This is a genomic window from Ochrobactrum sp. PL_is501 (assembly GCF_055816895.1).
In genome coordinates this window covers 143,157-166,006 of the sequence record NZ_JBVPGR010000035.1, presented here as the reverse complement: position 1 = coordinate 166,006, position 22,850 = coordinate 143,157, and the positions used below count along the sequence as shown (strand labels likewise).

At 55.6% G+C, this 22,850-nt stretch carries 17 protein-coding genes; 7 read left to right on the top strand and 10 right to left on the bottom strand.

The window, feature by feature from the left end:
- Nucleotides 1-24: 24 nt before the first annotated feature.
- Nucleotides 25-1,029 carry an inositol 2-dehydrogenase gene (gene iolG, locus AC0TOF_RS12000; protein WP_473768403.1) on the bottom strand — a complete coding sequence of 335 codons (1,005 nt, stop codon included), beginning with the start codon at nt 1,027-1,029 and terminating at the stop codon, nt 25-27.
- A gap of 121 nt (nt 1,030-1,150) precedes the next feature.
- Between iolG and AC0TOF_RS11995 the strand changes: the two genes are divergently transcribed.
- From AC0TOF_RS11995 to AC0TOF_RS11970, 6 genes are all read left to right on the top strand, one after another.
- Entirely contained in the window at nt 1,151-1,984 is an 834-nt protein-coding gene (locus AC0TOF_RS11995) for a MurR/RpiR family transcriptional regulator (protein ID WP_122001910.1), read from the top strand.
- A 132-nt stretch (nt 1,985-2,116) separates the two neighbouring features.
- Nucleotides 2,117-4,024: a bifunctional 5-dehydro-2-deoxygluconokinase/5-dehydro-2-deoxyphosphogluconate aldolase gene (locus tag AC0TOF_RS11990; RefSeq protein ID WP_473768402.1), complete on the top strand. Its 1,908-nt coding sequence runs from the start codon at nt 2,117-2,119 to the stop codon at nt 4,022-4,024.
- Nucleotides 4,025-4,056: 32 nt separating this feature from the next.
- The gene (gene iolD, locus AC0TOF_RS11985; RefSeq protein ID WP_473768401.1) at nt 4,057-5,880 is read left to right on the top strand and encodes a 3D-(3,5/4)-trihydroxycyclohexane-1,2-dione acylhydrolase (decyclizing); all 1,824 of its coding nucleotides are present in this window, start codon (nt 4,057-4,059) and stop codon (nt 5,878-5,880) included.
- A gap of 3 nt (nt 5,881-5,883) precedes the next feature.
- Entirely contained in the window at nt 5,884-6,786 is a 903-nt protein-coding gene (iolE, locus tag AC0TOF_RS11980; RefSeq protein WP_473768400.1) for a myo-inosose-2 dehydratase, read from the top strand.
- Between the two features lie 3 nt (nt 6,787-6,789).
- Nucleotides 6,790-7,599 (top strand): 5-deoxy-glucuronate isomerase, encoded by an 810-nt coding sequence (iolB, locus tag AC0TOF_RS11975; RefSeq protein ID WP_473768399.1) that lies wholly within the window; start codon nt 6,790-6,792, stop codon nt 7,597-7,599.
- Between the two features lie 78 nt (nt 7,600-7,677).
- The gene (locus tag AC0TOF_RS11970; protein WP_473768398.1) at nt 7,678-8,121 is read left to right on the top strand and encodes an NUDIX hydrolase; all 444 of its coding nucleotides are present in this window, start codon (nt 7,678-7,680) and stop codon (nt 8,119-8,121) included.
- 20 nt (nt 8,122-8,141) lie between these two features.
- Here the strand turns inward: AC0TOF_RS11970 and AC0TOF_RS11965 are convergent, their stop codons facing one another.
- The 5 genes from AC0TOF_RS11965 to putA all read right to left on the bottom strand — a co-directional run bounded on the left by AC0TOF_RS11965 (nt 8,142) and on the right by putA (nt 17,367).
- Nucleotides 8,142-8,942: an inositol monophosphatase family protein gene (locus AC0TOF_RS11965; protein ID WP_473768397.1), complete on the bottom strand. Its 801-nt coding sequence runs from the start codon at nt 8,940-8,942 to the stop codon at nt 8,142-8,144.
- 45 nt (nt 8,943-8,987) lie between these two features.
- A complete protein-coding gene (locus AC0TOF_RS11960) occupies nt 8,988-10,049 on the bottom strand; it encodes an ABC transporter ATP-binding protein (protein WP_473768396.1) in 1,062 nt (353 codons plus the stop codon).
- Nucleotides 10,046-12,271: an ABC transporter permease gene (locus AC0TOF_RS11955; RefSeq protein WP_473768395.1), complete on the bottom strand. Its 2,226-nt coding sequence runs from the start codon at nt 12,269-12,271 to the stop codon at nt 10,046-10,048. The genes AC0TOF_RS11960 and AC0TOF_RS11955 overlap by 4 nt, the downstream gene beginning before the upstream one ends.
- 155 nt (nt 12,272-12,426) lie before the next feature.
- Complete coding sequence (locus AC0TOF_RS11950; protein WP_473768394.1) at nt 12,427-13,452, bottom strand: ABC transporter substrate-binding protein; 1,026 nt, start codon at nt 13,450-13,452, stop codon at nt 12,427-12,429.
- A 231-nt stretch (nt 13,453-13,683) separates the two neighbouring features.
- Nucleotides 13,684-17,367 carry a trifunctional transcriptional regulator/proline dehydrogenase/L-glutamate gamma-semialdehyde dehydrogenase gene (gene putA, locus AC0TOF_RS11945; RefSeq protein WP_473768393.1) on the bottom strand — a complete coding sequence of 1,228 codons (3,684 nt, stop codon included), beginning with the start codon at nt 17,365-17,367 and terminating at the stop codon, nt 13,684-13,686.
- Nucleotides 17,368-17,529: 162 nt separating this feature from the next.
- On the opposite strand from putA, the gene AC0TOF_RS11940 reads away from it, so the two are divergent.
- Nucleotides 17,530-18,024 (top strand): Lrp/AsnC ligand binding domain-containing protein, encoded by a 495-nt coding sequence (locus tag AC0TOF_RS11940; protein ID WP_122001921.1) that lies wholly within the window; start codon nt 17,530-17,532, stop codon nt 18,022-18,024.
- Between the two features lie 139 nt (nt 18,025-18,163).
- On the opposite strand, the gene efeO (AC0TOF_RS11935) is transcribed toward AC0TOF_RS11940, so the two are convergent.
- The 4 genes from efeO (AC0TOF_RS11935) to efeU all read right to left on the bottom strand — a co-directional run bounded on the left by efeO (AC0TOF_RS11935) (nt 18,164) and on the right by efeU (nt 22,406).
- Nucleotides 18,164-18,991, bottom strand: a complete 828-nt coding sequence (gene efeO / locus AC0TOF_RS11935) for an iron uptake system protein EfeO (protein WP_473768392.1) — start codon at nt 18,989-18,991, stop codon at nt 18,164-18,166.
- 63 nt (nt 18,992-19,054) lie between these two features.
- Nucleotides 19,055-20,362, bottom strand: a complete 1,308-nt coding sequence (gene efeB / locus AC0TOF_RS11930) for an iron uptake transporter deferrochelatase/peroxidase subunit (RefSeq protein WP_473768391.1) — start codon at nt 20,360-20,362, stop codon at nt 19,055-19,057.
- On the bottom strand, nt 20,362-21,552 hold the full coding sequence (efeO, locus tag AC0TOF_RS11925; RefSeq protein WP_473768390.1) for an iron uptake system protein EfeO: 1,191 nt from the start codon (nt 21,550-21,552) through the stop codon (nt 20,362-20,364). Before efeO (AC0TOF_RS11925) ends, efeB begins: the two co-directional genes overlap by 1 nt.
- A gap of 11 nt (nt 21,553-21,563) precedes the next feature.
- Nucleotides 21,564-22,406, bottom strand: coding sequence for an iron uptake transporter permease EfeU (gene efeU / locus AC0TOF_RS11920; protein ID WP_473768389.1), 843 nt, complete (start codon nt 22,404-22,406; stop codon nt 21,564-21,566).
- Between the last annotated feature and the right edge of the window lie 444 nt (nt 22,407-22,850).

Genomic DNA, 22,850 nt, shown 5'->3' with positions numbered 1-22,850 from the left:
GAAAAGGCAAACAAAATTACTACCTTATTCGAGAACTTCCGCAACTTTGACCGTGCGGCCTTCTTTGATCGAGCGAAGAGCGGCCTCGGCGAGAGCCAGAGCCTGCAGTCCATCCTCTGCTGAAGGATGGGGCGCTTTTCCGGTATCAAGCGCATCAATAAACGAGGCAATCTCCGCAGCATATGCAGCCGTATAGCGCGTCATGAAAAAATCGTGCAGCGGCGGGCGGTTATAGCCATCTCTGGAAGCTATTTCTATCGAAACCGGGCGCTGGTTTTCCGCCGAAACAGCGCCAAGCGATCCATGGACCTCAATACGTTGGTCGTAGCCATAGGAAGCACGTCGCGAATTGGAAATAACGCACTGTCGACCGGAAGCGGTCGTCAGAATGACGCTCGCACTATCGAAATCGCCAAGTTCTCCGATTTTAGGATCGACAAGGACCGCCGCCGACGCAGATACGCTCTCTATTTCCTCCCCAAGCAGAAAACGCGCCATATCGAAATCGTGGATTGTCATGTCGCGAAAAATGCCACCCGATACCTTGATATATTCGGCAGGCGGAGCAGCGGGATCGCGGCTGGTGATCGTTACCATTTCGACGTTGCCGATACGTCCGTCTTCAATGGTTTTGCGTACTGCTGCAAAATGCGGATCGAAACGGCGATTGAAACCAAGCATCACCTTACCGCCGGTTTCGCGAATGACGGCGAGGCAGGCTCGTACACGTGCAATATCAAGATCGATAGGTTTCTCACAGAAAACGGCCTTGCCGGCGCGTGAAAACCGTTCGATAAGATCGGCGTGGGTATTGGTCGGCGTGCAAATCAGCACTGCGTCGATGTCGTCGGATTGCTCGATCAGGTCGATGGTGCGAACATCCGCACCGGCAGAATCGGCGATTGCCCTCGCCGCCGCCTCGTTGGCGTCCGCAACGGCGACCAGTTGAGCCCGCTTGTCCGCGGCGATTGCGCCGGCATGAACCTTGCCAATACGGCCCGCACCAAGCAGTGCCAGACGTGTCACCATTGCCTCATCCTCCCAGGAAACGGCCATCTTCAGTCAACCGAAGATATGCTATAGAATATTTATTCTATTTTGCTAGAATGTGACATAAAGATTGTCAAGAGACCATATTGAAAGGCCAAGGATGGATTCCCCTACACCATCATCAAACAGCGTTCCTACGAATATCAAGGAATTCGAGGCGAAACTGCTGGAGGTTTCCGACCGGTTGCCAAAAAGACTGAAACAGTGTGCCGATTTTGTTGCTGCCAATCAGGATCGTATTGCTGTGTCAACCGTTGCTGAGATGGCCGAGGGCGCAGGCGTGCAGAGTTCCGCCTTCATGCGTTTCTGCCAGATCATGGGCTTCTCCGGTTTTTCGGAAATGCAGAAGCTGTTCCGGGAATCCTATGCGGGCGGCTGGCCCGATTATTCGACCCGGTTGCAACATTTGCGAGAAACAGCAACGGGTAGCGCTCCTGCCCTCCTCGCCGAATTTGCCGAGGCCGGGCGCACTTCCCTTGAAGGTTTGCTCAAAACCATTGATCCGCAAGCCCTCGAGAAGGCCGTTCAGCTTCTGGCCAGTGCGCAGACAATCCACATTGTCGGCATCCGCCGCGCATTTCCCGTCGCAAGCTATCTGGCTTACGCTCTGGAGAAAATGCAAGTACCCGCAATGCTGCACAGTGCCGTCGGCAAACTGGAAAACCTGCATGCTATCCGCGAAGGCGACGTGCTTCTGGCCATCACCTTTTCCCCATACTCGCCCGAAACTGTCGCCATGGCCGAAGCAGTCGCCGCGCGGGGTATTGATGTCGTCGGCATCACCGACACATTTGTGAGCCCCTTGAGCAAATTCGCCAAGCAGACTTTGCTGGTTTCAGAGGTGGATTTCGGTGCATTCCGCTCACTCTCCGCGACGCTCTGTCTGGCCATAGCATTGGCCGTTGCTGTGGGCACAGCACGCCAAAGCGACTGACCCCTCTCGCACACTATTCCATTTTTTGGTTGAAATAGAATAATAAATCCATTTTAATCAAAAATGGAATAACTGCATGATGACGCATGAATCAAGCGCGGTCATGCAGCAATAAGAAAATAGCGAGGGAGGATGGCAGTGAAGCGGCTCGACTTGATCACCATTGGGCGATCTTCGGTTGACCTGTACGGCGCACAGGTTGGCGGCCTTCTGGAAGACATGGCATCCTTCAACAAGTATGTGGGCGGCTCCCCCACCAATATCGCCACCGGGACCGCGCGGCTTGGCCTCAAATCGGCTTTGATCACCCGCGTCGGCGATGAGCATATGGGGCGTTTTCTGCTGCGCGAACTGGAACGCGAAGGCGTGGACACGCGTGGCATCGCCACCGATCCCGAACGCCTGACCGCCCTCGTCATTCTCGGCATTCGCGACCAGCAGCATTTTCCGCTGATCTTCTATCGGGAAAATTGTGCCGACATGGCTTTGTGCGAGGATGATATCGATCCGGCCTTCATCGCCGAAGCTGGCTGCGTGTTGGCTACCGGCACACACCTGTCCCATCCAAAAACGGAAGCGGCTGTTTTGAAGGCAATTCGTCTTGCCCGTGAAAATGGAAGCCGGACAGCACTCGACATAGATTATCGCCCGAATCTCTGGGGGCTTTCCGGCCATGGCGACGGTGAAAACCGTTTTATCGAATCTGCGGCCGTTACTGCGAAACTGCAATCGACGCTTCACCTGTTTGATCTCGTTGTCGGAACGGAAGAAGAGTTCCATATTGCTGGCGGCTCGACTGATACGTTGCAGGCGCTTAAAGCCGTGCGCGACGTGACGAATGCTGCGCTGGTTTGTAAACGCGGGCCCATGGGGGCTGTAGTTTTCGAAGGGCCAATTCCCGACAGCCTCGACAAGGGGCAGAGCGGCGAAGGTTTCCCGATCGATGTTTTCAATGTGCTTGGCGCAGGCGACGGGTTCATGTCCGGGCTTTTGCGAGGCTGGCTGAAGGGTGAAGACTGGCCTACGAGCCTCAAATTTGCCAATGCCTGCGGAGCTTTCGCAGTCTCGCGGCATGGATGTACGCCAGCCTATCCGAGTTGGGAAGAACTTCAGTATTTCTTCCGCACCGGCATCCGCAACAAGGCTTTGCGCAAGGACGCCGCTTTGGAGCAAATCCATTGGTCTACAAACCGCAACGGTCATTGGCCGCATATGCGCGTCTTTGCGTTCGACCACCGCATCCAGCTGGAAGAAATAGCCGCCGAGGCGGGCGTTTCGCTAGAAAAGATCGGCGAGTTCAAACAGCTCTGCCTGAATGCCGCATTACGGGTGGCAAATGGCGCTGACGGCTATGGCATATTGTGTGACGGGCGACTGGGGCGAGATGCCCTGTACCGGGCCGCGGGCACAGGCTTGTGGATCGGACGGCCCACCGAATGGCCTGGTTCGCGTCCACTCAAGCTGGAACCCGAACTCGGACCGGACTGTGGCGGACTGGTCGAGTGGCCCGTCGAGAATGTCGTAAAATTGCTATGCTTCTATCATCCCGACGATACTGCCGAGTTCAAGGCAAAACAGGAAGAAACTGTTTCACGCCTTTTCGCAGCTGCTCGGCGCAACCGACTGGAATTCTTGTTGGAAATCATCCCGTCCAAAGCGGGGCCAATTGACGATAATACCACAGCGCGCGTGATCGAGCGGTTCTACGAGATCGGCGTCTATCCCGACTGGTGGAAACTCGAACCCATGAAAACCAGAGCAGCGTGGGCCAATGCCTGTGACGCTATCACGCGCAATGATGAGCACACACGCGGCATTGTTGTTTTGGGGCTGGACGCGCCTGCCGAAGAACTAGAGGCCAGTCTTGCGATTGCAGCCGAGTTTGACCTCGTCAAAGGATTCGCGGTGGGACGCACGATCTTCGGCGACGCTGCACGCAAATGGCTGAACGGCCTGATCAGCGACGAAGAAGCAATCGCCGACATGACCGCGCGCTACCGCAATCTTTGCAACGTCTGGGACAGCGTGCGTACATATTGAAATCGTTCTGCCGGGAGGAAGCTGGAGGAGCTATGAAAACCGTTCGATTGACCGCCGCGCAGGCATTGGTGCGCTATCTCGCAAACCAGATGACGCCGGATGGCGAGACTTTTATCGCAGGCTTTTGGGCAATTTTCGGCCACGGCAATGTGGCCGGGCTTGGTGAGGCGCTCCATGGGATTCGCGAAAAACTACCCACATGGCGCGGGCATAATGAACAGACCATGGCTCACGCAGCAATTGCCTACACCAAGCAGCTTGGCCGCAAGCGCGCTTGTGCTGTCACCTCCTCCATCGGCCCCGGCGCAACAAATATGGTCACGGCAGCGGCCCTCGCCCATGTAAACCGCCTGCCAGTTCTCCTCATCCCCGGCGATGTCTTTGCCAATCGTGGGCCTGATCCCGTTTTGCAGCAGATCGAAGACTTTAACGACGGCACAATGACCGTGAATGACTGTTTTCGTCCGGTCAGCCGCTATTTCGACAGGATCACCCGGCCCGAACAGCTTCTCACCGCCCTGCCTCGCGCCTTCCGCACCATGACCGATCCCGCTGATTGCGGACCGGTCACGCTTGCCTTTTGTCAGGATGTGCAGACAGAAGCCTATGACTGGCCGGAAGAGTTCTTTGAACCAAAAGTCTGGCATTGGCGCCGCCCACCGCCGGATGAAAATGAACTGCATACCGCAGCGGCGGCAATCAAGGCAGCGCTCAAGCCCGTTATCGTTGCAGGCGGTGGGGTTCATTACTCCGGTGCTCACGAGGCGTTGCGCAATTTTGCCGAAGCGCACGGCATTCCGGTGATCGAAACGCAGGCGGGTAAGTCGGCCCTGCCTTGGGATCATCCGCTCAACTTCGGCCCGGTTGGCGTGACCGGAGCGGATAGCGCCAATGCTATCGCGGCAGAAGCTGATCTCGTGATCGGCGTTGGCACCCGCTTTCAGGACTTCACCACCGGATCCTGGGCGCTGTTCAAGCATCCGGGACGCAAGCTGCTTTCACTCAATGTCCAGCCCTACGACAGCACCAAACACAATTCACTGCCATTGGTTGCCGATGCAAAGATTGGCCTCGAAGCTCTTTCAAAAGCGATCGGCAGCTACAAACGCCAGCCGGCGGATGCCGCTTTGAAAGAGAAATGGTTTGCGTCGGCAGACCGGTTTACTGCTGCCCCCAGCGATGGCAACGCGCTTGCAACCGATATGCAGGTGATCGGCGCGGTGCAGCGTCAGGCACGACAGAACACCGTCGTCATGTGCGCGGCTGGCACAATGCCCGGAGAATTGCATCAACTCTGGAAGGCCGGTCGCCCCATGTCCTATCACATGGAATACGGCTTTTCCTGCATGGGCTACGAAATCGCTGGCGGCCTTGGCATCAAGATGGCCGAACCGGATCGGGACGTCATCGTGATGGTCGGCGACGGATCTTACATGATGGCCAATTCCGAACTCGCCACCGCCGTCATGATGGGACAGAAGATTACGGTCGTTGTTACCGACAATCGCGGTTTCGGCTGCATCAACCGGCTGCAAATGGCGACCGGCGGCGCCGAGTTCAACAATCTGCTCGATCATTCGAGCCATGTGAACCCATCTCACGTCGATTTCGCTGCCCACGCCGGGGCAATGGGTGCAGATACGAAGAAAGTAGCCTCCATCCGCGAGCTTGAAGAAGCTTTGGCGGAAACCCGCAACAGTGTGCGCACCACCGTCATCATTATCGATACCGACCCCTATTCAACGCCAGAAACGGGTGGATGGTGGTGGGATGTCGCAGTGCCGGAAGTCTCCGAGCGCGAGCAGGTGCGCGCCGCGCGCAAAAATTATGAAGCCAAGCTCAAAGAAAGAAACTGACCGATGATCCTCTATGGCACCAATCCTATTGCCTGGTCGAACGACGATGATCGCAGCCTCGGCGCGCATATCACACTGGATCAATGTCTCGATGAAACCGCCGAAATCGGCTTTGACGGGATCGAAAAAGGTCACAAATTTCCGCAGGAACCGTCTGCGCTCAAAGCAGTGCTCGAACCTCGAAATCTTCGCTATGTGTCGGGCTGGCATTCGCTCAACCTGCTGGTGAATTCGGTGGAAGATGAAAAGAAGGCGATGCAGCCAGCGCTCGATCTTCTGAAGGCAATGGGCTCGAAGGTCATCATCGTTTGCGAAACCTCGAACGCCATTCACGGCGACAACGACAAACCGCTATCCGAGCGTCCGGTGCTGGAAGAAGCGCGCTGGGAAGAATTCGGCGCGGGCGTAGAAGCACTCGCTGAATATGCCGCCCAGCAAGGAATAGCTCTTGTCTATCATCATCACATGGGAACGGTGGTGCAGAGCGAGGATGAGATTGATCTTCTGATGCATCATACGGGACCGCATACAAAGCTTCTTCTCGATACCGGCCACTGCCTGTTCGGTGGTGGTGACCCGGAACGGGTCGCGAAAAAGCATATGGATCGCGTCGGGCATATCCATGCCAAGAACGTTCGCCCGGCGATAGCCGCCGAAGTACGCGACCAAAGCCTGTCGTTTCTGGAAGGTGTCCGTCGCGGTGTCTTTACCGTTCCGGGCGATAAGGAAGGCGGCGTAGACTTCGTGCCCGTGCTGAAAGTTGCCGCTGAAAGTGGTTATCAAGGTTGGCTGGTGATCGAAGCCGAGCAAGATCCAGATGTTCGTAATCCATATCAATATCAGTCACTTGGGTTGAAATCGCTGAAGTCATTTGCACGCGAAGCAGGACTCGATAAAGGAGACTGAGACATGGCCCATCTGTTGCGCAAGCCCAATGGCGCGCATGGCAAGGTTCACGACATTAGCCCGGAAAGCGCCGAATGGGGCTATGTCGGGTTCGGACTTTATCGCCTGAAGGCTGGTGAAAGCGCTTCGGAAAAGACAGGCTCGACCGAGGTAATCCTCGTTCTTGTGGAAGGCAAGGCGAAGATTTCGGCTTCCGGCGAGGATTTCGGTGAGATGGGCGAACGCATGAATGTGTTCGATAAACTGCCGCCACACTGCCTCTATGTGCCTGCTGAAAGCGACTGGCATGCGACCGCCACAACAGATTGTGTCCTGGCCGTATGTACCGCGCCAGGTAAGCCGGGCCGCAAGGCACAGAAGCTTGGACCGAAAGGCCTGTCACTGGAACAACGCGGAACAGGCGCTAACACCCGTTTCATCCATAATATAGCAATGGAAGGCCGCGATGTTGCCGACAGCCTTCTTGTTACCGAGGTCTTCACCCCTCAGGGTAACTGGTCATCCTATCCGCCCCACAGACATGACGAAGACAATTTTCCGGATATGACCTATCTGGAAGAGACCTATTATCACCGCCTCAATCCGGCCCAAGGTTTTGGCTTCCAGCGTGTTTTCACTGAGGACGGAAGCCTTGATGAAACAATGGCGGTCGCGGATGGAGATGTCGTTCTTGTGCCAAAAGGTCACCATCCATGTGGCGCTCCCTATGGCTATGAGATGTATTATCTCAACGTGATGGCCGGTCCGTTGCGCAAATGGCGGTTTAAGAACCACCCCGATCACGACTGGATTTTCAAACGCGACAATCCCTGAGCCAGCCTGACCTGAGTTCGGAGCAACTTGTCGGCAGGTCTGTAGAGGGCTTGCCGATTTTACTGGGGGGAGAACCAATTGAACGAGCGGGTGCGCTTTCAGCTTTCGTCTGCGGTTTTTATCATTCTGACACGTGGACCAGAAATCTGCATGTTGCGGCGAAAAACAACTGGTTGGATGGACGGTTCGTTCAGCATTCCAGCCGGAGGACTGGAAGCAGGCGAAACAATACGCTTTGCAGCGGCACGCGAAGCGTACGAAGAGATCGGCATAACTATAGCGCCAGAAACCCTGCAACCCGTCCATACACTGCATAGCTTGACTGCTGGCAACCAGTGGCTCGGCCATTTCTTCCGCGCTGAAGAATGGATCGGCACACCTACCCTATGTGAACCTGACAAGCATGCCGATCTGGAATGGAGAACTCTGGACAATCTGCCAGAGACTACCATTCCGTACGTTCGGCAAGCACTCCTCTGCTCCGCCCGAGGCGAACTCTATTCAGAATATGGATGGGAGTAAAATTCCGAAGAGATCGCCTCCTATAGACGGGCCACTTTCTTGAGATCATCGATCGCACCAGGCGCTGCCACGAAGACCTTGTTACCCTTGGTGAGTTTTTCTCCGTCGACAGGAAAAGGATGCGCATAACCGCCCGCCTCGCGCACGAGACAAAAGCCCGCCATGCAATCCCAGGCATGCATATAAGGCTCATAATATCCGACGAGCCTGCCCGCTGCGACGTAAGCAATCATCAGCGCACCGGAACCATTGCGAATAAAGGTTCCGCCCGCCTCAAGCAGGTCTTCCACGATTTTTGCCACGACTTGCGGCGTAACATAGTTGTTGGCACCGATACCCGTCACCGAATTGCGGATCGTGCGGCTCGGATCGAGAACCAGCTTCTTTCCATCAAGTGTAGCGCCCAGACCTTTGGCTGAAGCGTAGAGCTCGTCAAAACACGGGGCCTGGATTACGCCGATGACGGGCTCGCCTTCTTTCAGAACGGCAATGGAAACGCACCAATTCGGCATGCCGTTGACGAAAGGACTGGTGCCATCAATGGGATCAACGACCCAGGTGTAACCTGACGTGCCTTCGTTCAGCCCGTATTCCTCTCCCAGAAAACCGTCTTGAGGAAACGTTTCCGACACGCGAGCGCGGATAAGCTGCTCGACGTCCCTGTCGGCAATCGATACCACATCCTGCGGATCGCGCTTGGTTTCGACAACCAGCGTTTCACGCTGATTGAAATAGTCGAGCGCTTTGGCGCCCGCCTCGCGCGCGATCTTTTCGGCCAGCGCCAGCCGCGCTTCCAGTTCCTGTCGGGGATGAGAAGTCATGATGATTTTCCGGTAAGAGTTGGTAACGGCACGACGCTTCTGCGCCTATTGATTGATTATGGCAAGGCCGCGGGTTTTGAACTCAATGGAGACGTCGGTTTGTGGTGGCAGTGCCTCTTCGACAGCTGGATCGACAATGAAAAGCTTGCCGTGTTCGGTCTCGATTTCATACTCGATATGATCTCCGAGATAGGCTGAATGTGCAACACGTCCGGGGAAACCGCCATTGGTTTTTGGTCGCAGCGTCACAGCGTTGGGACGAATTGCAAGCTGCGTCGGTCCGGGTCTGGCATTGCGTGCGGCAATCCTGTGGGTCAGACCGCCGACACGAATAACGGCCTCGGCGCCGTCCGCTGTCATCACCTCACATGGAACGACATTCGCTTCTCCCATGAAATCCGCGATAAAAGCTGATGCGGGTGCCTCATAGAGATCACGGGGACTTCCCTTCTGTGCGATATTGCCTTCCTTCATGACGATGATTGTGTCGGAGACGGCCAGCGCCTCGTCCTGATCATGCGTCACATAGACGGCCGTAAAACCGAGCCGTTGCTGCAACTCGCGAATTTCAGTACGCACCCGACGACGCAAGCGAGCGTCGAGATTTGAGAGTGGCTCATCCAGAAGCAAAACCTGTGGCTCCAGCACAAGGGCTCGGGCTACAGCGACGCGCTGCTGCTGGCCGCCCGACAATTCCGCCGGCAGGCGGTGCCCCATTCCTGCAAGACCGACGAGCTTCAGCCCTTCTTCTGCACGTTCGCGCGCTTCGGCCTTCTTCAAGCCGGAGGATTCCAACCCATAGGCCACGTTGTCCAGCGAACTCATATGCGGAAAGAGCGCGTAGGACTGGAAAACCATAGACACATCACGCTCATTGGCCGGCAGATTGGTCACATCCTTGCCGCCAATCAGGATACGGCCAGACGTAGGATGTTCGAGCCCGGCCAGCAACCGCAAGGTTGTCGTCTTGCCGCAACCGGATGGCCCAAGGAGCGTCACCAGCGTTCCCGGCTCAACGGTCAGTGACAGATCGGGCAAGGCGGTGAAATTACCGAATTTCTTGGTGACATTCTCAAATGTAACGGAGCCGGGACGGATCGCAGTCATGCGGTTTTCTCCTGACGAACAGTTTTGATGGGCGCGGCAGCAGCGACACGGTTTTCGCGCCTGAGCTTGCGTTCACCCACGAGAAGCTGGAAGCCTGTAATGACGACGATCATCACGACAATCAGCATCGATGAATATGCAATCGCCACGCCGAACTCACCGTTTTCGACCAGACCGACGATATAGGACGTCGCCATGTTGTACTGTGCTGACACAAGGAAAATCACCGCGCTGATGGACGTGATGGCGCGCACAAAGGAATAAACCAGCGCTGCCGTGATCGCCGGACGCAGCAACGGAAGAATGACCTTGCGGATTGTGCGGAAACTGTTCGCCCGCAACGTCAGGGAAGCTTCATCAAGGCTTTTGTCGAGCTGGCTCATGGCTGCAATCCCGCCCCGCACGCCCACCGGCATGTTGCGAAACACAAAACATGCGATCAGGACCAGCGCCGTGCCTGTCATTTCAAGCGGTGGCAGGTTGAACGCCATGATATAGCTGACACCGATGACGGTTCCAGGAATGGCGAAGCTCAACATCAGGGCAAATTCGAAGACATTACGCCCGACGAAACGCTGGCGAACAATCAGATAAGCTGTCAGCAAACCCACCGCCGCAGTCAGCGGCGCCGAGAGCAGCGAAATTTCCATGGTTGTCCAGAACGAGTTCCATGCCACGCCGGTCCATGCGATACCGTTTTCGGTCCAGTTGACGGAGAATGCACGCGCGTAATGCTCAACCGTCAGTGTATTGTCGAGCCCCCACTGCCGTACGAAACCGCCAATAAGGATCATCGCATAAACAACGATAGTGAAAATCATCCACGGGATGACAAGGGCATAAACACCGATCTTCAACCCTTTTGGCAGCCCGGCATGCATGCCGGAATCGCCCTTGCCGGTCACCGTCGCAAAATTTTTGCCCGAGAGCCATACGCGCTGGATAAGAAATGCGGTCAGTGTGAAACAGAGCAGCACGATAGCGAGAACCGCCGCACGGGAAGGATCGTTCTGCGCGCCCACCACGGCAAAGAATATTTCAGTCGAAAGCACACCACTGCTGCCTCCGAGCACCATCGGATTGCCGAAATCCGCCATGCTTTCAATGAAAGCGATGAGAAACGCATTGGCAAGGCCTGGCGCCATCAGTGGCAGAGAAACCCTGCGAAAAGTCCGCCAGCGATCGGCGCGCAAAGTTTGCGATGCCTCTTCCATCGAGGGTGAAACGCCTTCCACAACGCCGATAAGCACGAGGAAGGAAATCGGTGTGAAAGACAGGACCTGTGCGATCCATATGCCCGTCAGCCCATAGAGCCACCGTCCCGGTTCTACGCCGAATATATTGGAAATCTGCTCCGTCACCACACCTGCGCGACCAAAAAGCAAAGTCAATGCAAGGCCGACAACGAAAGGCGGTGTGATAATCGGCAATATGGTAAGAAGTCGGAGGCCTTTCTTGAAAGGGAAACCTGTGCGGGTTGCGACAAGGGCAAAGGCAAGCCCCAACACAGTCGATCCCGTCGCGGTCATCAGCGCCAGCCACAATGTGCGCCACGCAACGCCACACCGTCCTTCACCGACAACACAGGTCAGGCTCCAGATCGAAGAATCCTGGATATTACCTATGAAACCATCTGGCTTGAACGAGCCGTCGAAATCCTGCACCGACCCGACAAACATGCTGAGAACAGGATAGAAGACAAATACAGCCACCAGTGCGACAAGCAGAGTAATGGACGAGACAACAAAAGCGTCTCCTTTCATCACGCCGCGTTCCGCGACACCAAACGCAAAAATGAGCAGGAAACAAAGCCCCGTCAGTATCGCCCCTGCCCCAAAGGCTGGCTGACCATCGGCAAGTGCGCCAAACAGTTTCTCACTAATCGCCCAGTTCCAGCCCGAGAATCCGATGGCCAATCCTTGCAGGCTCAAAAAAAGCAAGCCGAGAAGGCTCGCGCAGATCATGGCCCCACTGCGACGTTCAACCGGGAGCAAAAAGCGGGAAGCAGCACAGACCAACATGAATACAGCGACAGCCCCCAGCCACGGGCGTCCGAAAAAGAATATCTGCCACAGGCCGGGTGCAGTTGCCCCATCGCCGAACATTCCGTCCAGCCAGCCGAAACTCAGAAAACCGTCCTCCACGCGATACCACGGCAACAAGACAAATGCCGCAAGCGCAAGTGCCAGAACGATATCCAGTCTGCGATTATGCTGTTTCATGGATGTCCGCGTCCCTCCAGATCGGGGATTTCCAAGGAATGGCTACAAGCTCCGGCTCCAGCTTATTTCGGGAGTACCGCTACTCTGCTCCGCCATTCGGAACAGGTGCGACGCATAACAGGAGCGGCGCACCCGGATTTCAGGCCGTAGAAAGATCAGTTGGCGTGCGCGCCGATCTCCTTGTCCCAGCGCTCAAGCAATTCCTTGCGCTTGGCTGGTTCGCCATAGGTCTTGAAGTCATAATCGATCAGCTTGATATCTTCGAAGCGCGGGGATTCCTTTGGAACCTCGGCCGATTTGTTCGACGGCAACTGGAAGGACTTCGCATCCTTCATATGCGACTGCACTTCTGCGGTCAGCGCCCAGTCGTACCACTTCTTGGCATTTTCGAGATTCTTGGCGCCCTTAACGATCGACATGGAGCCGATCTCGTAACCCGTGCCTTCACATGGAGCAACCGACTTGACCGGGAAGCCTTCCGCCGTCATCGACACCGCATCATGCATAAAGACGATCCCGATCCCGGTTTCGCCGCGCGCGGCGGATTTGACCGGAGCCGAGCCGGATTTGGTGTATTGCGATACATTCTCGTTGAGCTTCTTCAGATATTCATAGGCCTTATCTTCGCCCATGATCTGCACCAGCGTAGCCAGCGCCGTATAGGCCGTGCCCGAAGAATTCGGGTTGGCCATCTGGATTTCGCCCTTATAGGAAGGGTCCAGAAGATCGGCCCAGCATTTCGGCTCTTTCAGGTTTTTCTTGGCCAGAATATCAGTGTTGTAACCCCAACCAAGCGCACCGGCATAAACACCAACCGTGCGGAATCCGGAGCTTTCGGCCTGCTTTTTGGCCCAATCATTCAACTGGTCGAGCATGGGCGATTTATATTCGAGCGTAAGTCCCTCAGCCGCAGCCTGTAGATGTGGATCGCCGGTGCCAGCCCACCAGATATCGGTCTTTGGATTACGCGCTTCCGCCCTTACCTTGGCATAAGTTTCGCCGGAAGAAAGCCGCACCATGTTGACCTTGATGCCGGTATCCTTCTCGAACATGTTCTTCATCTGCTCGCAGATAACCACATCCGCAGAACAAATGAGATTGAGATTGCCTGCGGCCTGCGCAGAAAAAGCAAATGAAGATACGCCAGCGGACAGCGCCGCAACCAGAAATGCCGAACGCATTGTTTTCCTCCCTTTATACGGCGCCTCCACGCCGACGCTTTTGCAAGCGTGTGCACAGTCTTTGCCTTTTATGAAAGCCTGTCAATGCCTTTGTAAATTTTATTCTGAAATTATAAAAAATAATTCAATCATTCTGTTTTGAGCCATCGTTTGCACAGCCATGCAAATTTTTACAGGCAAAAGAAAAAGGCGACCGAAGCCGCCTTTCTGCTCTTTCCGATGCCTATGCGATCAGCCAATTGCCATCAGGCTGGCATTTCCGCCGGCAGCGGTCGTATTAATAGAAGTTGAAACTTCTTCCAGAAGCCAATTAAGGCAATAGGTGTCCGGGTTGTTTGCCAGTTCTTCCGAGGAAGCCGCTTGCGTCAGAACCAATGGTCCCGGAAGCGTTGCGATCTTCTTGTTGATCTCCACGATGCGTTCAGAGTCGCCTTCAACAAGCGCACCGGCAAATGGTGCATCGGATTCCCAGTTATTGGTCCAGATCGTGCGCGCAGCCACAGAAGCCGGAATATCTTTCAGAACATTCCGCAAGCCCGAAGTCTCGTCAATACAGGCGGTATTGCCCGTAGCGAGTGCCGCAGTCATCTGGCGATAAAGTCCTGTTTCCGTCTGCGGAACCAGCAGGATATTTCCGCGTGGATGCAACGCATAAAGATTGCGCTCACCGACCGGCCCCGGCAGTTCAAGATCAAGACCGAGAGCCGAAGCGCCACCGGTGTCGCGTGCAGCTTGAGCAAGATCGTTCATGCCACGCTGGCCAAGCCATTTGGCAAAATCCTTGAGCGCCGGATCGGTGTGAACCGAACTATGACGCGGCGGGATCGGCGCCGTTTCCACGAGGCGTCCGAGATAGAGCGGGCCACCCGCCTTCGGGCCGGTGCCAGACAGGCCGCGCCCGCCGAAAGGCTGCACGCCGACAATCGCGCCAATGACATTCCGGTTGATATAGATGTTCCCGACACGGATACGATCCGCGACATTTGCGATGGTTTCGTCAAGGCGGGTATGCAGACCAAAAGTAAGCCCGTAACCAGTTGCGTTGATGTCGTCGATCAGACGCTCCATGTCATCGCGCTTGTAACGCACGACATGCAAAACCGGACCAAAGACTTCCCGCTTCAGATCGCGAAGTGAGTTGATCTCAATGATGGTCGGCGCGACGAAAGTGCCCTTCTCGGTTTCGGGTCCGAGCGGAAGCTGTTCCACCTTGCGGCTAAGGTCGCGCATGCCCTGAACATGTTTTTCGATGATGTTTTTGGCTTCATCAGTAATAACCGGGCCAATATCGACCTTCAGCCTGTCGGTGCGGCCGATGGAGAGTTCCTTCAATGCGCCTTTGAGCATGGTGAGGATGCGGTCAGCCACGTCTTCCTGCAGGCAGAGAACGCGCAGCGCCGAACAACGCTGACCAGCGCTGTCGAATGCGGATGCAATCACGTCGAAGACAACCTGCTCCGCCAAGGCAGATGAATCCACGATCATGGCGTTCTGACCGCCGGTTTCGGCAATCAGCGGGATCGGCTTGCCATTTGGCAGCAAGCGGGATGCCAGCTGCGCCTGAATGAGACGCGCTACTTCCGTCGAACCCGTGAACATCACACCGCATGTTTCTTCAGCAGCAACCAGTGCTGCCCCGATACGGCCATCACCCGGCAGAAGCTGGAGCGCATCAGCCGGAATGCCAGCCTCATGCAAGATACGGACGCCCTGTGCTGCAATGAGCGGAGTTTCTTCGGCGGGCTTCGCCAGAACCGGATTGCCCGCGACGAGAGCGGCAGCAATCTGGCCAGTGAAGATCGCCAGCGGGAAATTCCACGGGCTGATGCAGACAATTGGCCCCAGCGCCTTATGGGCAACGCCCAAGGTGCGGCGGGCCTGTTCGGCATAATAGCGCAGGAAGTCGATGGCTTCGCGCACTTCGGCGATCGCGTTTGGCATGGATTTGCCGGCTTCGCGCATGATGAGACCAAGCAGAACTGGCATATCACGCTGCATAATGTCGGCTGCGCGTTCAAGACAGGCCGCACGTTCAGCAGGCGCTACCGCCGACCAGCTTGCCGTCGCCTTCTTTGCCGACTTCATGGCTTTGGCTACGTCTGCTTCGGCGATCTCAGTCACCGTGCCGACAACATCGTTACGATCACCTGGATTGAGAACAGGACGGCTGGTTCCCTTCACCTTGGCGCCAGCAACTTGCGGCTCCGACGTCCATGCACGATTGGTGCTGTCTTCCAGAGTTTTGCTCAGTTCCGCCAGCGTGGTCTCGTTTGACAGGTCAAAACCATCGGAATTCCTACGAACGCCATAGAGATTTTCCGGCAGAGCAATCTGGTCGTGGCGTGCGCCGATAACAGCCATGGAGCGAACGACCTCAACCGGATCGGCGATCAGCTCATTGACGGAAACACTTGCATCGCCGATGCGGTTGACGAAGGAGGAATTCGCGCCGTTTTCCAGAAGGCGGCGAACCAGATACGCCAGCAGCGTCTCGTGTGTGCCGACTGGCGCGTAAATGCGAGCCGGACGGCCAAGCTTGTCAGCGCCGACAACTTCATCATAAAGCGGCTCACCCATGCCATGCAGGCACTGGAACTCGAACTTGCCGGTTTTGAAATCCGGGCCAGCCAGATGATAGATGGTGGCCAACGTCTGCGCATTGTGGGTTGCAAACTGCGGGAAAACGGCATCGGTCGCGGCAAGGAGCTTGCGGGCACAGGCGATGTAGGAAACATCGGTATGCACCTTGCGGGTATAAACCGGGAAATCTTCCAGCCCATCCACCTGAGCACGTTTGATCTCGGCGTCCCAATAAGCGCCCTTGACCAGACGAACCATGACGCGGCGCTTGTTCTGTCGCGCCAGATCGATGATGAAATCGAGCACGAACGGGCAACGCTTGCCATAGGCCTGCACCACGAAGCCGATGCCTTCCCAATCTGCCAGTTCCGGGTCTTCGATCAGGCTCTGCAACAGGTCAAGCGACAGTTCCAGACGGTCAGCTTCTTCGGCATCGATATTAAGGCCTATATTATAGGACTTGGCGATGGCAGCGAGCGCCTTCACCTTAGGCAGAAGTTCGCCCATCACGCGCTCGCTCTGGGAGCGGACATAACGCGGGTGCAGAGCGGACAGCTTGATGGAAATGCCGGGACCGTCATAAATGCCACGGCCAGCCGATGCACGGCCTATGGCGTGGATTGCGGTCTCGTAATCCCTGTAATAGCGCTCGGCGTCGGCGGCAGTCGTCGCGGCCTCACCCAGCATGTCGTAGGAATAGCGGAAGCCGCGTTCTTCCAGCGGCTTAGCGCGTTTCAATGCTTCTTCGATGGTTTCGCCGGTGACGAACTGTTCGCCCATCATGCGCATGGCCATGTCCACGCCGCGACGAATGACTGGTTCACCGCAACGGGCGATGAGGCGAGTGAGAGCTGCCGACAGGCCACGATCATTGACCGTATTCGTCAGCTTGCCGGTGACGACAAGGCCCCAGGTCGCAGCATTGACGAAAAGCGAACGCCCTCCGCCGATGTGGGACTTCCAGTCGCCATTCGAAATCTTGTCGCGGATCAGCGCGTCGCGTGTCGCCATGTCGGGAATGCGCAGCAGAGCTTCGGCAAGGCACATCAGCGCCACGCCTTCCTGGCTCGACAGCGAATATTCATGCACCAGACCTTCGACGCCGGTGCCCTTGTGCTTGGCGCGCAGCGTTTCGATCAGCTTGCGGGCGGTAGCACGGATTTGCTTGACTGTTTCTTCCGGCAAGGTTGCCTGTGCCACCAATGCGGAAACGCATTCGGATTCGGGCCGACGATAAGCGGCGGTAATCGCCTGCCTTAGCGCATTTTGCTCGCGGATCGGCGGCGCAAAATTCTGGAAAACCGGATTGGTGGGAGCGGGTATGGTGTCGGTCATGATGCTATGCTCGCAAATGAAAACAGCCCAGAGCGTCTGTGCACAGTTTAGCTCTGCTTTATGTGGGCGCACACTATCATTTGTACAAATTGCGTTCTGCCTTCATTTGCTCCATATAAAGGAAAAATGATCTTATTACAGACCTATCAGAAGGCTAAAAGGATGCGAAAAATAGACTCTGTGGACGATCTGGATCAATTCGATCGGCGTATTCTGGAGGTCTTGAGTGAAGATGGGCGCATTCCAGTCACGGAGCTCTCGAAAAAAGTCGGGCTCTCCAAGACACCGTGCCAGGCCAGACTGAAAAGACTGGTCGATGAAGGCTATATTGTCGGCTTCCGTGCGGCCATTGACCCGGAAAAGCTCGGTCTCGATCATATCGCCTTTACGACGGTCAAGCTGTCGGACACACGCGAGGCGGCGCTTGAAGCGTTCAATGTGGCGGTGCGCAAAATACGTGAAGTCGAGGAGTGCCACATGATAGCAAGCTCTTTCGACTATCTCCTGAAAGTGCGAACGTCCAACATCCGGCGCTACCGCGAGGTGCTGGGCGAAAAGATTTCGAGCCTGCCCAATGTGGCAAGCACATCGACTTTCGTGGTGATGGAATCCGTGAAGGACAACCGCCCGGTCAGGGTTTATCCAGGCGCGTTATGATCGCTCTTATATTGGTCGTCTGCATGCTAGAGCAGTTCCTGTTTTAACGGAATCGTCGGAACCGCTCTATCTATTTGTTTTTTACGCAGTGATTCAGAAGTAAAAATGGCGATTCACCCCGCCATTTTATTTTATCTATTTAGTTCAAGCCGAGTGTACCGCGCAGAGTGGATAAATCCTCTGCCAGCGTAGTCACAGGTCCAGCCAGCGCCTTGCGATCGTCGTCGGAAAGCTTGTCATAGGACTCGTAACCGTCGCCCTTCTTGTACTTGGCGAGAATATCGTCAACCGTCTTGAAGTTGGCTTCCACCTTCGTCACGAGGTCCGGGTTTTCCTTTTCCAGCAGAGGCTTGAACAGCTCAACGATCTTCTGAGCGCCATCCACATTGGCCTTGAAATCCCAAAGGTCCGTATGGCTGTAACGATCTTCCTCACCGGAAATCTTGGTAGCGGCTACTTCTTCCAGCAGGGCAGCAGCGCCGCCGACTACCTTTTCCGGCGGAACGGTAAGGTCTTTTACGCGCTTTTGGAGTTCCAGCACGTCTGCGTAGAGCTTGTCGGCGACCGGAGCGAGCCCTTCGCTTGAATTCTGCGCAAACAAGCCATACTCGATGCGATGAAATCCGGTGAAATCTTCCGACTTCTCGCCATTTTCATGGTCGTCAGCGCGGCTATCGATCGAAGCGTCGAGATCAGCGAAGAGTTCGGCGATTGGTTCGATCTTCTCGTAGGAGACACGAGTGGAGGGATAAAGCTCCTTGGCCTTTTCCAGATCGCCTGCCTTGACCGCATCCGTGAAAGCCTTGGTGTCTTTTACCAGTATATCAAGGTTTTCCTGCACGTAGATCTTATAGTCAGCGATCGGCTGAACAAGATCCAGCGGAGATACTTCGGCCTTGGCTGCGCCGAAGCTAAGCGAAATTGCGACGGCGCAAGCCGATGCAAGCAATGGCAGACGATATTTCATGTTTAGCCTCTCCATGTCGGCGAATTCCGAGGAATACGCGTTTAATAAAATTTGGTCGCGATCTCACCCGCGGGCATTTTGCGGACCGCTGGCCTCCAAAAGTGCGCGCGCGTAGTAGTCCTTGTGATCTTGAACACCCGGCAGCGCGAAGAAATACCCGCCCCCAATGGGTTTCAGATATTCTTCCAGAGGCTCACCGTTGAGCCGGTTCTGAACCGTGATGAAGCCCTTTTCCAGATCGGCCTGATAGGCGATGAAGAGGAGGCCCATATCAAGTTGGCCCGATTTACTGACGCCGTTGGAATAGTTGAACGGACGACGCAGAATGAGGTGCTGATCAGCATTTGCATCGCGCGGATTTGCCAGACGAATATGCGAGTCGAGCGGCGTGACCTTGCCGTCGGCGTCTTTCGCGTAATCGGGAACGTCGGTCTCGGTTTTTCCGTCGAATGGCGCTCCGCTATCCTTGCGGCGCCCGAAAATCGCTTCCTGCTCCTGCAGCGGGGTGCGGTCCCAGCGCTCCACGAAATTGCGAATGATCCGCACGGCCATATAGCTGCCATTGGTCGCCCAATCCGGCTCTGCATTTTGCTTCCCCACCCACACAATACGGTTCATCAACGCTTCATCGGAGGAATCCGGGTTGGCGGAGCCGTCGCGAAAGCCGAGGAAATTCCGGGCGCTTTCTTTTGCCTTGGGTGAATGCGGAGGCTGTACCGGAACGCTTCCTTCCTGTTTCCAGCGCACCATCAGAAGATCAGGCATGTTCTTCATGATGTCCCGCAAAGCATGGATATTCGTATCCGGCGTATTCGAGCAGAACTGAATTACAAGGTCCCCATGGCAGATGTCCTTTTGCAAGGCATCGTTGGGAAAACCCGTCATGCGTTGTAGAAGTTTCGGCTTCAACGGCTTCAAGCCAAAACGATCATCGAATAATGACGAGCCGAGCGCGACCGTGACAGTGAGATTATCCGGTGTGACGACCGGGCCGAGAATACCGGAATCCGATGGCGGAAATTTCGCATCCAACACCGGCGGCCTTCCGCCCTTCATCAAGAATTCCGCACGTTCGGTGAGCAGCTTGAACATGCGCTCAAGTTCAGCGCGGTCGCGCGCCAGCACATCGAAAGAAGCAACGAGACCAGCCGCAGGGCGTGGCGTCACAATGCCCGGCTGATGCTGCCCGTAAAAAGACTGGCTTTCGTGCAGCTTTTCGCTTTCCGGCGCATTGGTTACATTGTCGGAAGAAAGCGCTTGTGCCGACTGTGGAGCAAGCACGCCTGCAACACCTGTTGCTCCAACACCGAGCAGCAATGCGCGGCGTGAAGGTGAAACAGGATTATCTGTTTTCAAAAATTTCTTGGTCACTAATTCACTCCCAATTGATCGCGGAGTTTAGAGAATTGGGCGGCGAGCGAAGCGGCGCCCTCCTTGATCTTCGCCTTTTCATCAGACGAGAGATTGTCGTAGGCCTTGAAACCATTGCCTTCGGCATTGGCGCTCAAGAGAGCTTTCACTCCAGCGAGCTCCTTGTCGATGCCTTCAAAAGTCTTCGTATCGACCTTGTCCACGATAGGACGCAACACATTTGCCGTCTTGGCCGCGCCTTCAACGAGCCCGACAAAAGCGTGCAGATCAGTGTGGGCATAACGGTCTTCGCCGGTATCGCCCGCCGTGGAGGCGAAACGATTAAGCGCCGATGCGGTGCCAGCCAGCATGCGATCCGGCGAAATACGCAGAGCGCGAATACGCTCCTTCAGCGCGCCCGCATGCTGGGCCAGCTTGTCCGCAACCGGGGCCAGATCATCTGCCGATTTCTGCTCGAACAGCCCATATTCGATACGATGCAGGCCGCCGAAAGCAGCGTCCTGCTCCCGCTTTTCGAAATAATCCGCGCGTGCATTGATAGCGGTATCGAGATCAGAGAAGGCCTCCGAAACAGGGGCAATACGTCCATAGGCTTCTCGTGCAGGGCCATAGGCAGATTGTGCGGCATCAAGATTTCCGCTCCTTATTGCTGCGGAAAGCGCCGCAACTGCTTTCTGGAATTCAGCCACTTCGGTTGCGAGATAGATCTGATATTCAGCCAGCGCCCCGATGAAAGCAGTAAGCGGAAGCTTGCCCTTCTCCGCTTCGCTGGCGGCGGTCGCAGTTACGGTCAACTTGCCTCGAGGATTGGACAGAAGCCCGCAGGTAATCTGGTATTCACCCGGTGCCAGCTTCGCAGTGATTGTCTGTTTGAAGCCCGGCGCGATGTTTTCACGTTCTTCAAGAACCATCACTCCGTCAAGAATTTCCCATTCCACGGTGCGATCCGACTTGTTTACGATTTCGAACACCGAACGCCCGGCAGGAACGGTCAGTTCATTCGGCTCGCAGCTTTTTGCATTGATTGCGACTTGTACCTTGCCATCCACTTCTGCATGGCGGGCCTTGTCCGACACGCGGGATGCATAAAAGAACGCAGCGCCCGCAGCAAAAAGCAGAAGCACGGCGAGAGCCAGCCCGATGCGGACCAGGTTACGTGACATGGGTTCAGCAGACTTCGAATTCGTCATGAAAATCTCTTTTATTGTGCGCTTGGTCTGGCCTGATTGGCTGTGGCCGGGACACTTGTTGGCATCAGGAACAGAATGAGCGCCGGAACGAGAAACGCCACATAGGCAACGACTTCACTGACGGTCGGTGTTGCGATGTAGCCAAAAATGCCCGCCAGAACCGAGCCAAGCGTGCTGTCGAGCGGGAGAATGTCGCTCGCATCGAAAACGACTGCCTGGAAGTGGTTCCAAACACCTGCCTCATGCAGCGCCATGACAGAATTGGCAAGAATGCCCGCCGCGATGATCAGGATAAAGACACCGGTCCAGCGAAAGAAGCGACGGAGGTTCAGTTTCAAACCGCCTTTAAAAATGCCGTAGCCGACCGCCGCCGCGAGCAACACGCCGAGAAGCGCGCCCATCGGCGCAGCCGGTCCCTCGCTCTGCTGAAAGGCAGCCAGCAGAAAGAAGATGGATTCGAGCCCCTCGCGGGCCACCGCGAAGAAAACCATGAGAATAAGACCGAGACCTTTATGCGTCGGGGTCTGAAAAGCCGCATCGATGGAGTGGTGCAGCTCCGCCTTGATCGATCGGGCCGCCTTGCGCATCCAGAAAACCATTGAGGTCAGCACAAAGACGGCAATCAGGCCAATAATGGCCTCAAACATCTCCTGCGCTTTCTGCGGGAATTCCGCACTCAACAGCTGCAGAATTGCGCCAACCGTCAGCGACATGGCCAGAGCAAGCAGAATGCCGATCCAGACGACAGGCATCCAGGCACTACGGCCTGTCTGATGAAGATAGCTGGCGATAATGCCGACAATCAGCGCAGCTTCCACGCCTTCGCGGAACATGATGAGAAAAGGTACAAGCATTCCGACTATCCAAAAGACAGAGAAATCGGCCTGCCCCTTGGTCGCTTCTCTTTAACCCCGGCGTGAAGCCTTCGTCATTTGGTCATCTTTTATATCCGCACCGTCAGCGCCGCAAGTTAAATGAAGTTGACCAAAGCAGGAATGTTTTAGAATTATTCTAACCAATTCAGCAGTTTATAAGTGTGCTGTTCGCAGGCGGAATTAACTTACCCCCATAGAAACGATCATATACATTATTGAAATCGCGAGAAAATATGAACTTCCAACGCGCCCGTGCGTTGCTGGCAGCGCATCGCCGCGAGCTTTGCGAACCAATCAAATTAGAGAACGCCGCAATCCTCCACAGCGAGTCGCAAGCACCTGCATTATAACGAAAGATTGTTTCGATCTGGAGTACGCTCGGCCCGTCCGAGGAGTACAAACATTGACCAATAAACTGCAAAA